We start from the raw sequence: 15211 nt of genomic DNA, 5'->3' as shown, positions 1-15211 counted from the left end.
CGACCCGTCAGCACCGCCTCAGCAGCGCCGGTGAAGGGGGTTCTAAGTATAACAAACAAATCCCGCAAGCAGAAAATGACGTCGCAGAGCATTTTTTTGAAAATTTCAATTTAATCAAATAAAACCAATATATTACAAGACTGGAAAGCTTACCCTTCCTGTGTCTGTCGGGGCTCTCTCCATCGGATGGCCACGACACAACCGAGAAGACGCAAGATGGCACTACTATATATAGGGAATCGAGCAACACTGAACACAAGGCCGCGCGACTCAAGTCCGTGAATCGACTCGGGACTCTGCCAGAATCTGCATTGAAAACTTCAAAGGCCAGATTTCGAACCGCATCATGCCGGGGCGACCCACATGAGTCCAACCCCACCTTGAGCGCGCCAACATTCTGAACACCTATCTTGAACATCCCACCGGGATGGGTTCTGGTCTCGGACATTCGTTTTCGGCTTCTTCAGCGAGACAGGTATGACGCGTCACCTTACGTTCCCACTGGTCAGAACCGTCGGATTTGACGGTGCGCTTGTCACATTTGCGGACACGATGTCTGAGACAGCGAACCGAGCGGCGCTGGCCTTTCGATCTGAACTGGATCGGCTTCAATGGGAAGAGGTCACGGAGTCTTCTGCCACGCTGGCCTCGGCATATGTCCGGTTCGATACGCAACGGACCACCCACCAACAGATGCTGCACAAGCTTCAGGACCTCGTCGACCAAAAGGACTGGTACAGCACACCACTTCCAACAGGCCGCAGGCTGTGGCGAATTCCGACGGTCTATGGCACTGACCTTGCGCCCCAGCTGGACGATGCCGCTGCTGCTGCCGGTCTCGCGCCGGAAGAAGCGATACGGCGGCTTGGCCAGTCCCGCGTGCGGGTTTTGACGATAGGGTTCGCCCCCGGGCAACCCTACCTTGGGCCATTGCCCCCCGAGTTCAACATTCCGCGGCTGCAAAACCTGACCCCCATGGTCCCCGAAGGCGCTCTGGTTCTTGCAATATCGCAGTTTGTCCTGTTTTCCGGGCCGACGCCAACCGGGTGGCGGCATGTCGGGCAAACGGCATTTCGGTGTTTCCGGCCCGAGACGACCGAGGCATTCGCCCTCAAGCCTGGGGATGAACTGATATTCGAACCCGTTTCCCGCGAAGACCTGGAGCATATCAGAGCCAAAAACGAAGATGGCACCGGCGGAGCAACCTGCGAGGAGATTGCGCCATGAGCCTGATCGTCCACCAGATCGGCCCGGCTTGCGCCATCCAGGATCAGGGGCGCACAGGTTATCTGGACCAAGGCCTTTCCCGGTCTGGGGCCGTCGATACACTGGCCCTTCATGAAGGCGCCGCATTGCTCGGCCAGAGCCCGGAGCTTGCGGCACTGGAAATGGCCGGAATGGGTGGCACGTTCGAGGCCACACAGAGCATGCGCATCGCATTGACCGGTGCGCGGATGCAGGCCAGCATTGATGGCAGCCCCGTGGCCTGGAATGCCTCGCATCACCTCGAACCCGGACAACGGCTGGTCATCGGTGCGCTTCTGCAAGGCAATTACGGCTATCTTCATTTGGGAGGCGGTATCGATTCAGAGGTTTTTCTGGGATCTCGATCCGCGCACCTGACGGCACGGATCGGGAGAGCTGTGAAGCCGGGCGACCGGCTGACCTGTGGCGCGGATGCAGGCGACGCTGGTTTGAAACTGCCCCCTTCCGAACGCTTCTCGGGCGGCGTTCTGCGTGTCGTCGCCAGCTTCCAGACGTCCTTGTTTGATGACGCAACGCTTGATCGGTTTGCGCGCACCTCATTCCATCGTGGCGCACGCGCCAACCGGATGGGGATGCAAGTGAACAGTGACGGCGACGGGTTTGCGGCCACTGGCCAACTGAACATCTTGTCCGAGGTTATTACCCCGGGCGACATCCAGATGACCGGAACCGGAGATCCGTTCATCCTGCTGCCTGAATGCCAGACCACAGGAGGGTATCCCCGCATCGCGACCGTTTTGCCCTGCGACATGCCCCGCGCAGCGCAGACACCCGCCGGCGGAGCGATCACGTTCGAATTTGTCAGCATGGAGCAAGCCACCGAATTGCACGCGGCATTCATGGCGGATCTTGCCCGCCTGCCCTCAAAAGTCGAAGCGTTGGTGCGTAACCCGCATGACATCCCGGACTTGCTGTCCTACCAATTGATCAGCGGAGTGATCTCTGCCACCGACTAAGGAGATGTGCCGATGCCAAGCGTCGATCTGAATGCCGATATGGGGGAAAGCTTTGGCCCATGGAAAATGGGCGACGACGAAAGCCTTCTGAAGATCATCACCTCGGCCAATATTGCCTGTGGCTTTCATGCGGGTGATCCGGATGTAATGGCGTCGACAATGAAGCTGGCGGCCGAGAATGATGTCGGCATCGGGGCGCATCCCGGGTTTCCCGACCTGCAAGGCTTTGGCCGCCGGAACATGAAGCTGTCTCAGGACACCCTTCGCAATCTGGTGCGGTATCAGTTGGGCGCAGCCAAGGGCATGGCCAAGGCGGTTGGCACCAGAGTTCGGCACCTGAAATTGCACGGCGCACTGGCCAATATGTGTTCGGTCGATATCGATATGGCGCGGGCCTGCTATCAGGGCGCGCTGGACGTCGATCCCGACATCATCGTGATGGTTCTTGCCGTAACGAAACAGGAAGACGCCGTGCGCGAGCTGGGCTGCAAATGGGTGGGCGAGATTTTTGCCGACCGCGCCTACAATGACGGCGGAACATTGGTTGACCGCAGCCTGCCAGGCGCGGTGATCCATGACGCGGATGTCGCAGGGCCACGCATCCTGAACATGGTCCGCGAAGGCGCCATCATCACCGAAAGCGGCAAGCGGCTGGAAACATCGATCGACACAATTTGCCTGCATGGTGACGGACCAACGGCGGTGCAGATCGCCCGTTCTGTTCGCGAAAGCCTGATCGGGGGCGGTGTCGAGGTGACGAAATTCACCCGCTGAACATCATGGGTTAACGTCGGCAACCCAAATTCACGACTGTTGCCCGTACAGGCGTCAGCGCCTAGCATGGCGGGCAAACGCATATTCTGAATACTACAATTTCAAACAATGCCTTGACCCTTGGCGGGCAAGAGCAAGGAGGTCTTGGAATGTCATTTGATCTGATGTCTTATCAGCCCCGGGGCGACAAGAAGAACTCGGATTTCTTCAATGAATACCTTCCGAAGATTTACGAACGCCGGACAAGCTCGGGCATTGCAGATCAGGTCGGCGCGATGCGGGCCATCATCATTCAGGTCGAACCCGACGCGGTGTTCGACACGATGGTCGAGCTTTACGTGATGACACCCTATCGGCACACCGCCAGCTATTTGGGACGGACCCACAGATTCTCGGTTCTGCATTCACATCCCGACTATCCCGCGCTGATCCTGATGGCGCCGCTCAGCCCCGGGTTTGAAGATTTCATCCCCCGCATCAATCGCATGTATCCACTGGCGCGCAACACACCGCAGACGCGCTATGTGGGCGAGGTATTCGCAGCCTGTGATCTAAACGCGCTGACCCATGCACTCGAGGATCAGAACATACGGTTCGAATATCCCGGGGATACCGAGAACCCGTTCTACACGTCGGACGGGTTCCGATTCACCACCCCGTCCGATTTCACCTGCAACCGCGTCGGGTATTCGACCCACGACTTCAACGACACAGATAGTCTGGGCCTTGGGGATCGCGTGTTGCTGAGCGACACGGAACAGGCCCGTCTGGAACAGGCCGCCGCTTTCGGAACCGAAAGCAAAATCGCCCCTCTGATGCTGGGAATCGACCATCTTGCGACGCGGGTATTGGCGGGCGAGCGCGAGGATGCGATCCTCGAGTTTCTGACCATGGTGCCCTATTATTTCTGGGGCGCTTACAACATATTCGACATGAACTCATCGACCAACGTGAACCGCAACGGCAATGTGGACGATGACAAGAAATCTCCGGCCAAGGTGTTTACCGCAAACAACACGCCATCCTTCGTGAACTCCTTCGCCAAACTGCCGATGCCGACCGAGGATTTCGTGCGCAATTTTGGCCGTCGTCTGCATCACATGGCCGTCGAGATTCAGGATGGCGATCACGGCGCCGGGGAAAAGAACGTCGATTTCGTTGTGACCACCCTGAAGGACAAGGGTGTGCCGTTCCTGGCCCATGTGGTGGGTGAGTGCAAAGACGATCCGAACCTGAAACAGATCTTCTCGAAACACTCCAAGCATACCCTGCTGATTACCGAGTATATCGAGCGGTGCCACAAATATGATGGGTTCTTCACCAAGGACAATGTCGCCGCCCTGACAGCCGCCGCCGGACAGGATGAACAATACCAGCACGGCCACGTTTTCGATTGAAAAAAGGGCTGCGGAGTACCGCAGCCCAGACCCATTCAGGAGAGAATATGCCGAACCTTATGATGGCCCGATCATGAAACATGTGACGTTGCGGGCCTGCAAACGGCGACAGGCCAGATCCGCCTGTTCGCGGGTCATGCCCTGAAAGGTTGCGTCAAACCCACGCGCGCTTTGGTTGACCTTGCGCAGCGTGCCTTCCAGTGTGGTCATTTCCGACAAAGCGGTTTTCAGCAGAACCTTCTCGGCCTCATACCGCGTGGTATAACGACCCACATTGACCCCCCACAGATGCCCACCTGACGAAGACAGCCGAGTGACAACCTCCTGTTCAGGCTCGGGCTGTTTGGTGGAATCCGTCGAAGCCAGAACCAGATTTTCGGGGCGCAATGCCGGACGGGTGTCGGATGTTTCTACAGGCGGTGCGGTTGGTGCGATATCAGCTTCTGCAATGGCAGCCGCGATCGCGCTGGTGATGCGGTCGCGATTCTCATCAGCTGTCACAGCAACCGCGCTTGCGACTTGCGTTGACGCGGAGGGGCGCCGAACCGGGCGCAAACTGGATTTTGGCGCCCCGCTCACGCTGGCGACCTGCGTCCCGGCACCCAATCCGGTATTTCCTGCATAAGCCGGTCGCGCAGGTTTGCGAATGGGCGCACGCGACGGCGCACGGCGGAAGCCCAAATCCAGAAGCTCGGCAACCTTGGCATTCCGAGAGGCGCCGGACTTTCCGCCAAAGACGGTGGCGATGATGCGTTCATTCTTGCGTTTAGCCGATGCCACAAGATTGAACCCAGCCGCTCGGGTGTACCCGGTTTTGATGCCATCGGCGCCTTTGTAGGCTGCCAGCAGGCGACGGTTGGTGTTGGGAACTGTTTTTATCCCTGCATAGGTCGATTGGCGTGAGAACAGGTTGTAGTATTGTGGATAGTCATACAGCAGATGCCGACCCAGCGTGGTCATGTCACGTGCGGTCGAAAGATGCCCCGCCTCGGTCAAACCATGGGCGTTCTTGAAGGTCGTGCGGCTCATCCCCATCGCCTTGGCGGTTCGCGTCATCCGGCGCGCAAAAGCTGCCTCGGATCCGCTGAGGGCAATACCGATGGCCGTGGCGGCATCATTGGCCGATTTCACAGCGGCCGCGCGGATAAGATAGCGAAAAGCAATTGTCTGACCAGCGCGCAGCCCCAGCTTCGACGGTGGCTCGGCTGCCGCCTTTTTGGTGATCCGAACCGGGGTATCCAGCGTGATCTCACCATTCCGCACCGCTTCGAACGCGATATAAAGCGTCATCATCTTGGTCAGCGATGCCGGGTGAAGCCTTGTGTCAGCATTGCGCGAATGCAGAACCTCTCCGGTTCGGGCATCAATCACCATCGCTGCGTAAGGTGCCGCCATGGACCTGAGCGGCGCAAACGCCAGCACACACAGCAACATTATGAGAAAAAAGCCCATTCGGGCCGGAACTGTCCGCCGAATCTGCACGATTTTTGCCTCTGTCTGCCTCGCGCCGCCGGGTTTTCCCGGTCAGCAAAATTATTTTATTATCGTAAACTCTATCACAGAGACTTGGTGAAATAAACCGAAAGCTGAGCATTTCGCGGTTTCGTTAGGTTGCCCGAACTAGGCTATATCTAGACAAATACTGCCCTGAGCCCACCAGATGCGCGATTGAGGCAGAACTTGGTCAACACCCGGCAGGGTTTTCGTGGAACTGCGGCCAAAAGGCAACATCACTTCAGGCTGTGCACCAGATCGGCCAGACCGCCTAAATCCCTCAACTCCCGGAATCGGGGACTGTCGACCGGGGCTTCGGCATGCTCCACCTCCCAGATAAGGCCGTGCGGGACATGAACCCCCCAGCTTCCTGCCTGGATCGGAGCCACAACGTCAGATCGCATGGAATTGCCAACCATCATCGCGCGCGCCGGGCCATCACCATGCCGCTCAAATATCGACCGGTAAGTTTCGGGGGTCTTTTCAGACACGATTTCCACTGCGTCGAACAGATCGCCCAGACCCGACTGAGCCAGTTTGCGTTCCTGGTCGATCAGGTCCCCTTTGGTAATCAAGACTACCCGGCACAAGCCTGTCATGCCTTCCACCGCGTCGCGGGCATGGGGCAACAGCTCGATCGGATAGGCCAGCATCTCTTGCCCGGCTTCGATCAATTGGCGAATGACCGAGGCCGGCACACGGTCATCCGTGACCTCGAGAGCGGTTTCGATCATCGACAGAACAAAGCCCTTGATGCCATAGCCATAGTGTCGAATGTTGCGCTTTTCGGCTGCCAGAAGCCGCTCCATCAGATGATCCTGGTCGGCATGATCGGCCAGCAACTGGGCAAAATGCGCCTGCGTCAGCTGAAAAAAGCGCTCATTGTGCCACAGGGTATCATCCGCATCGAAACCGATTGTCGTCAGCTTGTCAGTCATCTCGTTTACGTCCGCTTGCTCTTTTCACCGGCCATCCCCACGTTATATAAGCGCGAAGATAAACCCCAAAACTGAATCGGACAGTTGCCTACGATGCTGGAAAAGACCTGGATGATGTCTGACGAACCGGACGACGACAGCGACGCGTCCGTTCTGGTGCAGACGCGCCCAAAAACCAAGCGTCCGCCTTTGTACAAGGTGCTGTTGCTGAACGACGATTACACGCCAATGGAATTCGTGGTTCATGTTCTGGAACGTTTCTTCGGCATGACCCATGCAGAAGCATTCGAGATCATGCTGACCGTGCATAAGAAAGGTGTGGCCGTCGTCGGGGTCTTCAGCCATGAAATTGCCGAGACCAAAGTTGGCCAGGTTATGGATTTCGCCCGCAGGCACCAGCACCCGCTGCAATGCACCATGGAACGCGAAGAATAAGGCTTTTCGCCTGACCCTCACCCATATTTGCCGGAATTGCCCATGTCCCTTCGCCTGGAACTTGCATTGCAGAACGGCCTGTCGCTGTCATCTCCCCTCAGCGTGATCTGCCCTGTTCCAGCCCATGATCTGTCGGCGCTTCCCCATGCGGCGCAGGTGGTGCAGCCGTTCAAACCTTTTTACGACCATTTTGCCGCGCAGGGCTTTGACACGGTGCCCGAGACAGACGACCGCTGCGAGGATGCAATTGTGTTTTTGCCACGGGCCAAGGCGCTGGCTCGGGCGATGATCCATCTGGCCAGCTCACGAGCCCGCGGCGTTGTCGTGATAGATGGCGCAAAGACCGATGGCGTGGACAGCATTCTGAAAGATGTTCGCAAAAGGGTATCGGTCGAAGGGCCTCTGTCCAAGGCACACGGGAAAATCTTCTGGTTTCAGGCTGACCCGCAGAGCTTTGCAGATTGGGCTGCGCCAAAGACGCAGATCGTCGATGGGTACCACACGGCACCGGGTGTGTTTTCAGCGGATGGGATCGATCCCGCTTCGGCCATGTTGCTGAACGCCTTGCCTGCCAAGCTGGGGCCGCGCGTGGCCGATCTGGGTGCCGGGTGGGGGTATCTGAGCGCGGAACTTTTGAAACGCGGCAACCTAAAATCCGTGCATCTTGTCGAAGCAGATCACACGGCCCTTGCCTGCGCGCGCATCAACGCTTCTGACCCCAAGGCCCGGTTTTATTGGGCTGACGCCGTCACCTGGTCTGCGCCAGAGCCATTGGACACGGTTGTAATGAACCCCCCGTTTCACACCTCACGCAGTGCCGACCCCACGCTGGGGCAGGGCTTCATCACTGCAGCGGCACGCAATCTGACGCGCAACGGAACCCTATGGATGGTCGCCAATCGCCACCTTCCCTATGAAACCACTCTGAACGAACACTTCGCTCGGGTCGATGAAGCCGCTGGCGACAACCGGTTCAAGGTGTTTGAGGCCTCTCGCCCTCGGCGATAAGGCCAGCTAACCTGCCCCCAATTCAGGAGGATTCGGATGTCCTTTTCCATCGCAGGCAAGACAGCAATCGTTACAGGCGGGGCCAATGGCATCGGGCTGGCCATAGGTCGGCATTTCGCGGACGCGGGCGCAAATGTCATGTTCGCCGATATAGATGAAAAACGTCTGATCGATGAGCTTGGGGAACAGGCAGAAGACGGCAATATTCGTTATTTCGCAGGCGACCTGCGCGAAAAGCTGACCATTGCCAATTTGCTGTCGGCAACACTGGATGCGTTTGATCAGGTGGATATTCTGATCAACGGCGCGCGCCAGGTGATCCAGTCTGATCCGCTTGATCCCGATGACGACTCGATGCGTACCTTGCTGAATCAGAACCTGATGCCTGCGCTGCGGCTCAGCCAGTTGGTCGCAAAGCGTATGATCAAACAGGCCGGGGATGACGATGAAAATCCTGCCGGGTCGATCATCAACCTGTCATCCATCGCGGCCCGCCGCACGCATCCCGACCTGATGGCCTATTCCGTGTCGACCGCCGCGCTGGACCAGATGACACGTTCACTGGCCGTGGCGTTGGCGCCGAACCGCATCCGGGTCAATTCGATTGCGCTCGGCTCGGTCATGAGTGCATCACTGCAATCGACGCTGAGAGAGAACCGAGAATTCCGCGACGATATCGAAAAGCACACACCGCTTGCCCGTATCGCGTCGGCCACTGAATTGACGGAAACCGCGCAGTATCTGGCATCGGATGCAGCCGGATTCATCACCGGCCAGATCCTGACAATCGATGGCGGCCGCACATTGCTTGACCCCGTTGCCGCACCTGCGCATTGAGACCCATGTTCGAAACAGAAAAAAACTCCGCCTCTGCCTGGTTTCGCCAATTGCGCGACGACATCGTTGCCGCATTCGAAGCATTGGAGGACAGCCACGACACAGGCCCGTTTTCCGACGCAAAGCCCGGCCGCTTTGAAGTCAAGGAAACCAAACGCCAGTCCGAGGACGGCTCTGACGCAGGGGGCGGTCTGATGTCCGTGATGCGCGGCGGGCGAGTGTTTGAAAAGGTCGGGGTCAATGTCTCGACAGTTTACGGGACCCTGGGCGAGCGTGCACAACAGGCGATGGCAGCACGCAAAGGCATTCCCGGGATGACCGAAGACCCGCGTTTCTGGGCCTCGGGGATCAGCCTCGTGGCGCATATGCAGAACCCGCATGTCCCGGCGGTGCATATGAACACACGGATGTTCTGGACCCCGCACGCCTGGTGGTTTGGCGGCGGATCGGATCTGAACCCCTGCATCGAATATGATGACGATACGGCGCATTTCCATGATACCCAAAAGGCTCATCTGGACCCGCATGGACCCGGACATTATCCACGCCTGAAAGAGTGGGCGGACGAATATTTCTATATTCCCCACCGCAAACGCGCACGCGGCGTAGGCGGTATTTTCGTGGATGATTATTGCACCGGAGACTGGCAGGCCGATTTCGCCCTGACGCAGGATATCGGTCGGGCTTTCCTGCCCGCTTTCGTGCCATTGGTCGAAAAACGGCGCGTACAGGGTTTCTTGGACGCCGACAAAGACACCCAGCTGGTGCATCGCGGTCTGTATGCGGAATACAATCTGGTCTATGACCGCGGCACCAAGTTCGGGCTGGAAACCGGACATGATCCGGACGCGGTTCTGATGAGCCTGCCACCACTGGCGAAATGGATCTGACCCTCAGAACGTGTCCATGATGAAGTTGTCATAGCAGTAGTTCTGCGCCGACGACGCCGACATGTTGGCCCCGACTTTCCTGACGGTGATGGAATATCCTGGCTTGGTATCCGCCCCCGGAGGCGGGGTCAGAGAGAATTGCACGGTCCGGACGCCGGGTTCATAGGCGCGCCAGATATAGATCCGTTGGTTGTTTGGCACGCCCAGACTACGGATCGCGTAATCCCCAATTCCACACCAATAATTCACGGGCGCTGAGGATCCGATGGCCTTGACCTCGTAGACACCGTCCGGCATCGGCGTGATTTCCGTGCGAAATTGCGGCCGAACGGACAGGCCGAACCCGACAGCCTCGGCCATCGCAGGTATCGACAAAAGCACGGCAGCAGCCAAAGTCTTGAATGAACGCATAATCCAGGTATCCCGAAACAAGGGTCCGATACCAATAGCATAGTCGGGACGACCTGCGAGTAAAGCAGGACAGGCCAACGAGCCGGCAACACTGACCACATCAAAGAATTTATTCTACCCATATTGCAGGAAAGCAGTACACTCGCTGTAGACTTTTGGTTCCCGTTACACTGTTGGGCATCTCTTTGAGCAAGACGTTTCCAAAAGACTGGTTCGATTTCACGCCGGAAAAATACGCGGATCTGGGCGCTATGTTCTATCTGGCGGGTTTGACGAAAACACATCAGAAACGCAGTCTGGCACAGGTTTTGTACGCGTTCGAAACTCCGTTTCGCCTGGGCCAGTACCATATCTTCCGACAGCACGGATTCCCCCGTGGTTTTGTCACCTTCGCCGGGCTCAGCCCCGAAGCCGAATTCCGTTATGCGGTGAAAGAAAAACCCCTTTCCGACACGGACTTCACCAGCGGATCATCCTTCTGGATCATTGATCTTGTGGCTCCGTTTGGACAGACCAGCCAAATTGTTGATATCCTCAAGCAGGAAATCCCGCACCCGCGTGTGCGCACAAACCGGATGGACAGTGACATGACACGCATTCGCATCGTCGAATGGACGCGGGATGAAGCGGGCGAGGTTCACATGCGCCTGTATCGCAAGAAGGAATTTGAACGCGTGCTGCAGCAAGGCGAGGGTTAATTGGTTTCAGTTCCGATCACAGGCGAACTGACCGGGGATGTGACTGGTTTTCCACCCAACGTTGAGACGGGGCAACCCACTCTGGACAATGGAAACTTCAATCCGGTCACGCAAACCTGGACGATTGCGGCACAGCCCGCCAACGGCACCGCCTCGATCGACCCGAACACAGGAGAGTGGACCTATACCGTCGACCCGACATTTTTCGATGGCCTCGACAAAGGCGAAGTCGTCTTCGATTCTTTCTTCATCAGCGTCTCGGGTACAACCCAAGCCGGCCCATTCACCCTTCCATTCACCGGCACACCGGACCCGGTGGAAGTGGTCATCCGGATCGAGGGCGTCTGTTTTGCGGCCGGAACCCTGATCGAAACTGAAAGCGGCCCGCTTGCGATCGAAACGCTGGACGCGGGTCATATGGTGGCCACTGCCGATCACGGTCTGCAACCTATCCGCTGGATCGAAAGCAGCAGGATTCCACCCGAACGATTATGCGATGAACCTGCTTTGCGCCCCGTTCGTATCTCGGCGGGCAGTCTGGGGCCAAACGAACCCTCACGGGACCTTCTGGTATCGCAGCAGCACAGGATCCTGGTCAAAGGCCCGAAAGTCGAGCTGCTTTTCGGCGCATCCGAAGCCCTGGTTGCCGCCAAACACCTGTGCGGATGGCCCGGCATCGGCATCGATACATCGGTTCAAACCGTCGAATATCTTCACGTCCTGCTGGACCGGCATGAGATCCTGAACGCCGAGGGCGCGCAGGCCGAAAGCCTGTTTCTGGGGGAAGAGGCCCTTTATTCGCTGTCCTCTGAGGCATTGCGGGAACTGGCTTCGATATTCCCCGACAGACCGACCTCGGGTCACACCGGGTTCGGGCGCGCGGCTCGTCTGATACTGCGCGAACACGAAGCCCGCGCCCTCGCCTGCGACTAGCTGCCGGCCACAATGCGCCCGCCGACATCCTGCGGGGCCAATGCAACCGTCTTGATCACGGCATAACATGTGCTGCCTGGTTTCAGGTTCAGGGCCGCAACAGATCGACGCGTAACCCGCGCAAGCACATTGCCCGCCGGGGTCTTTACCGACACGATGGCACCCGGCCCCTCGCCCGACCGGATCGAGTCCACGGTCCCGGCCAGCACGTTCAGCGCCGAAAGCCCCTCGGGTTTGTTGTTCGACAGGATCACTTCCTGGGCGGGTATCCGAATCCGCAAGTTTGCCCCGACCTCATGCGCGATACGAGGCAGAAAGAGCCGCGCGCCATTGGCGTTCAACTCCGTCAGCCCGTCGGAATGATGCTTTGCAACCTGAACTTGCAACACGGCCCCGACGGCGCGAATTCCCGCAGGAGCCACTGACGGGTCGGCAAGCATTTCGGATGCGGGCCCGTGGCGAACGGCCTTGCCATCCTGCAACGCAACAACGGATGTAGCCAGCCGGGCCACTTCAGCGGCAGAGTGCGTCACATAGAGGATCGGAACCGAGACCTCGTCCCTGAGACGCTCGAAATAGGGCAGGATTTCCGCTTTTCGCCCATCATCCAGTGCTGCCAGCGGTTCATCTGCAAGGATCAATCGCGGGCTTGCCAACAAGGCCCGCCCGATGGCGACGCGCTGTTTCTCACCGCCTGACAACCCGGCAGGTCTGCGGTCCAACAGATGGCCGATGCCCAGCATGTCGATGACTTTGTCGGGGTCTTCGCGACGTGTGTTTTTCGGCGCAAACCAACGCCCATAGGCAAGGTTCTGGCGCACGGTCAGATGGGGGAACAACCGCCCTTCCTGAAAAACATACCCCAATCGGCGCCGATGCGGCGGCAGCCACAGGCCCTGTTCCGTGTCGAACAGAACCCAGTCATCTACCGCCACCCGGCCCGCCTGGGGCCGCAACAACCCTGCCACGGCATTGACGATGGTGGTCTTGCCCGATCCCGAGCGCCCGAACAGCACCGTCACGCCCGGCGGCGCATCAAAACTGACGTCCAGATCGATCCCCGACAGATGGTGGTGCAATCGAACAGACAGGCTCATGATCCGGCCACCCGCGCCGCGGCACGCCGCCCCACATACTCCGACAGCAATAACGCGCTCATTGCGACGACGATCGAGATCAGAACCAGCCGCGTCGCGGCCGCCTCGCCGCCCGGGACCTGCAAAAAGGCGTAGACAGCCGAAGGCAACGTCTGCGTCTTACCTGGGATGTTGGAAACGAAGGTAATCGTCGCACCAAATTCACCCATGGCCTTGGCGAAGGCCAGAATAGCCCCGGCTATGACACCCGGTAAAATCATCGGCAAGGTCACCGTACAAAACACCATCGGACGCGACGCGCCCAGAGTTGCCCCTGCCTGTTCCAGCTTCGGGTCCACCGCTTCGATCGACAAACGTATCGCCCGGACCATCAAAGGGAAGGCCATGATCCCGGCGGCAAGGGCCGCGCCTGTCCAGCGAAAGGCCACTACGATCCCGAACTCGGCCAAAAGCCGGCCCAGCGGCCCTTGAATGCCGAAGGTCAGCAACAGCAGGTATCCGGTGACAACCGGCGGCAGGATCAAAGGCAAATGCACCAGACCGTTCAAAACCTGTCGTCCGGGAAACCGCCAACGCGCCAGAGCATAAGCGACAAAAATACCAAACGGCAAAGTCGCCAGCGTCGCCCAGAAGGACACGCGCAATGAAAGCTTCAATGCTTCTACTTCGGCAGGCCCCAACCAATCCAAGGCAATCACCTGACCGGCAGGGTAAATCCCTGCTCCAGAAATACAGCCGTGGCTGCATCCGTTTTCAGGTGTTCAAGAAAGGCGTGTGCTCCTTCTTTTGCATCGAGGGTCAGTGCCGTGGGGTAAATTATCGGTGGATGCAGATCGGCAGGGAACGTCCCAACGACCCGGACCCTTTCTTCCACCCTGGCATCTGATTGGTACACGATCCCAAGCGGCGCGGCCCCGGCCGCCACCAGAGCCAGCGCAGCGCGCACATTGTCGGCCTGCGCCACCTGAGACCGCACAGCCTCCCACTGGTTCAGACTTTGCAATGCAACTTTGCCATAGATACCGGCAGGCACCGCGTCGACCAGTGCCATGGCCAGATAGCCGTCTTTCAAGTCCGCCTTAAGGTCATATCCGGGCTGGATTTCACCCACTTGCGCATGATCTTCAGCCCCGATCAGAACCAGGCCGTTGCCCAGCAGATCAACCCGAGTGTCTGCCCGGATCAATCCGTCCTGCTCCAACACATCCATCCAATCCGTATTGGCCGAGACAAACACATCCGCAGGCGCACCTTGCTGAATCTGCCGGGCCAAGACCGACGACGCCGCATAGGAAACGGAAACGCTCTGACCGGTTTGGTTTTCGTACCCGGCAACGATTTCGTCCAATGCGGTCTTGAGGCTGGCCGCTGCAAAGACCAGAATGCCTTCTGCACCGGCCCGGATCGGGGCCAACGCCGTCATGCCAAGGACCAATGCCACCATCCAAAATCGGCGGGCGAAGGATAGGGTCATGTACACTCCCGACCGGTTTGCTTCAGTCTCTCCGGGGATATCGGACGCCACCGGTGGCGCGCAAGCGCCTTTGGCCATTTACACATGATGGGTCGCAGGTTGAGCAAGGCGTTTTCCATCGATCCGTCTTAAAATGTGCTGCCCACCTTCCAGCCCGAGAGGCGCCCCGAGCGCCCGCCTGTTCGGCCTACGGCTGACAAGATGCCCCGTTGGACGGCCGCCGAAGACGGAACGCAAGAAAATCTTCCAGACCCTCTTGCACCTGCCCGCAGGCTTGGCTAAATGCAGCATCACGGGTGATTAGCTCAGTTGGTAGAGCGCTTCGTTTACACCGAAGATGTCGGGAGTTCGAGTCTCTCATCACCCACCATCCTTTCCCCGCAGTGTATCAAGGTCTTACGCGACTAGCACCTCTTGCTATGCTGCGCATGAAACTGTGTCCGCTGCGCCTCCGCTGCACTTGAACGGAAAAGATATCTCCAACACAGGAGATTTGGGCAATGGCAACAATCGTAAAACGACCTGGGGTCAGGACCCATAACCAGTAGATGAGGTTTGCTACGAGTGCGATGGCTGATAGGAAGACCTTGGAACAACGGTCAT

Annotated in this window: 16 protein-coding genes and 1 tRNA gene; 11 read left to right on the top strand and 6 right to left on the bottom strand. The window is 58.3% G+C overall.

All coding sequences use genetic code 11. The annotated features are described in order from the left end of the window. The first annotated feature begins 477 nt into the window (after positions 1-477). From GOW56_RS21495 to GOW56_RS21480, 4 genes are all read left to right on the top strand, one after another. Positions 478-1227, top strand: coding sequence for an allophanate hydrolase subunit 1 (locus tag GOW56_RS21495; RefSeq protein WP_171207143.1), 750 nt, complete (start codon positions 478-480; stop codon positions 1225-1227). After that, entirely contained in the window at positions 1224-2222 is a 999-nt protein-coding gene (locus GOW56_RS21490) for a biotin-dependent carboxyltransferase family protein (protein ID WP_171207142.1), read from the top strand. Before GOW56_RS21495 ends, GOW56_RS21490 begins: the two co-directional genes overlap by 4 nt. Before the next feature lie 12 nt (positions 2223-2234). Then, the gene (locus GOW56_RS21485; RefSeq protein WP_171207141.1) at positions 2235-2996 is read left to right on the top strand and encodes a LamB/YcsF family protein; all 762 of its coding nucleotides are present in this window, start codon (positions 2235-2237) and stop codon (positions 2994-2996) included. A gap of 149 nt (positions 2997-3145) precedes the next feature. Continuing rightward, complete coding sequence (locus GOW56_RS21480; protein ID WP_171207140.1) at positions 3146-4393, top strand: hypothetical protein; 1248 nt, start codon at positions 3146-3148, stop codon at positions 4391-4393. A gap of 57 nt (positions 4394-4450) precedes the next feature. Here GOW56_RS21480 and GOW56_RS21475 read toward each other — a convergent pair whose 3' ends face one another. After that, positions 4451-5845, bottom strand: a complete 1395-nt coding sequence (locus GOW56_RS21475; protein WP_171207139.1) for a D-alanyl-D-alanine carboxypeptidase family protein — start codon at positions 5843-5845, stop codon at positions 4451-4453. Between the two features lie 278 nt (positions 5846-6123). Further along, complete coding sequence (locus GOW56_RS21470; RefSeq protein WP_171172743.1) at positions 6124-6825, bottom strand: HAD family hydrolase; 702 nt, start codon at positions 6823-6825, stop codon at positions 6124-6126. A gap of 93 nt (positions 6826-6918) precedes the next feature. On the opposite strand from GOW56_RS21470, the gene clpS reads away from it, so the two are divergent. From clpS to hemF, 4 genes are read left to right on the top strand one after another with little or no spacing between them, the layout of a single operon-like run. Further along, positions 6919-7260 (top strand): ATP-dependent Clp protease adapter ClpS, encoded by a 342-nt coding sequence (gene clpS / locus GOW56_RS21465; protein ID WP_152456986.1) that lies wholly within the window; start codon positions 6919-6921, stop codon positions 7258-7260. Positions 7261-7302: 42 nt separating this feature from the next. Further along, complete coding sequence (locus GOW56_RS21460) at positions 7303-8268, top strand: class I SAM-dependent methyltransferase (RefSeq protein ID WP_171207138.1); 966 nt, start codon at positions 7303-7305, stop codon at positions 8266-8268. 36 nt (positions 8269-8304) lie between these two features. Next, positions 8305-9105, top strand: coding sequence for an SDR family NAD(P)-dependent oxidoreductase (locus GOW56_RS21455; protein ID WP_171172745.1), 801 nt, complete (start codon positions 8305-8307; stop codon positions 9103-9105). 5 nt (positions 9106-9110) lie between these two features. After that, on the top strand, positions 9111-9995 hold the full coding sequence (gene hemF / locus GOW56_RS21450; protein WP_171207137.1) for an oxygen-dependent coproporphyrinogen oxidase: 885 nt from the start codon (positions 9111-9113) through the stop codon (positions 9993-9995). 3 nt (positions 9996-9998) lie between these two features. On the opposite strand, the gene GOW56_RS21445 is transcribed toward hemF, so the two are convergent. Then, positions 9999-10406: a hypothetical protein gene (locus GOW56_RS21445; protein WP_152456982.1), complete on the bottom strand. Its 408-nt coding sequence runs from the start codon at positions 10404-10406 to the stop codon at positions 9999-10001. Positions 10407-10591: 185 nt separating this feature from the next. Here GOW56_RS21445 and GOW56_RS21440 point away from each other — a divergent pair, with 185 nt between their 5' ends. Together GOW56_RS21440 and GOW56_RS21435 are read left to right on the top strand one after the other, a co-directional pair. Then, positions 10592-11104, top strand: coding sequence for a toxin-activating lysine-acyltransferase (locus GOW56_RS21440; protein WP_171207136.1), 513 nt, complete (start codon positions 10592-10594; stop codon positions 11102-11104). Beyond that, the gene (locus GOW56_RS21435; RefSeq protein WP_171207135.1) at positions 11105-12037 is read left to right on the top strand and encodes a Hint domain-containing protein; all 933 of its coding nucleotides are present in this window, start codon (positions 11105-11107) and stop codon (positions 12035-12037) included. Here GOW56_RS21435 and modC read toward each other — a convergent pair. The 3 genes from modC to modA are packed head-to-tail and all read right to left on the bottom strand — an operon-like array spanning position 12034 to position 14608. Then, the gene (gene modC / locus GOW56_RS21430) at positions 12034-13134 is read right to left on the bottom strand and encodes a molybdenum ABC transporter ATP-binding protein (RefSeq protein ID WP_171207134.1); all 1101 of its coding nucleotides are present in this window, start codon (positions 13132-13134) and stop codon (positions 12034-12036) included. The two genes, GOW56_RS21435 and modC, sit on opposite strands and share 4 nt — an antisense overlap. Further along, positions 13131-13823: a molybdate ABC transporter permease subunit gene (gene modB, locus GOW56_RS21425; RefSeq protein ID WP_171207133.1), complete on the bottom strand. Its 693-nt coding sequence runs from the start codon at positions 13821-13823 to the stop codon at positions 13131-13133. The genes modC and modB overlap by 4 nt, the downstream gene beginning before the upstream one ends. A gap of 5 nt (positions 13824-13828) precedes the next feature. Then, on the bottom strand, positions 13829-14608 hold the full coding sequence (gene modA, locus GOW56_RS21420) for a molybdate ABC transporter substrate-binding protein (protein ID WP_254447281.1): 780 nt from the start codon (positions 14606-14608) through the stop codon (positions 13829-13831). 294 nt (positions 14609-14902) lie between these two features. On the opposite strand from modA, the gene GOW56_RS21415 reads away from it, so the two are divergent. Continuing rightward, positions 14903-14978, top strand: a tRNA-Val gene (locus GOW56_RS21415). The last annotated feature ends 233 nt before the right edge of the window (positions 14979-15211 follow it).

The organism is Ruegeria sp. HKCCA0235A, from assembly GCF_013033235.1.
Classification (GTDB): Bacteria; Pseudomonadota; Alphaproteobacteria; order Rhodobacterales; family Rhodobacteraceae; genus Ruegeria.
Note: the sequence above shows the minus strand (reverse complement) of the source record. Positions and strands in the feature narration are given on the sequence as shown.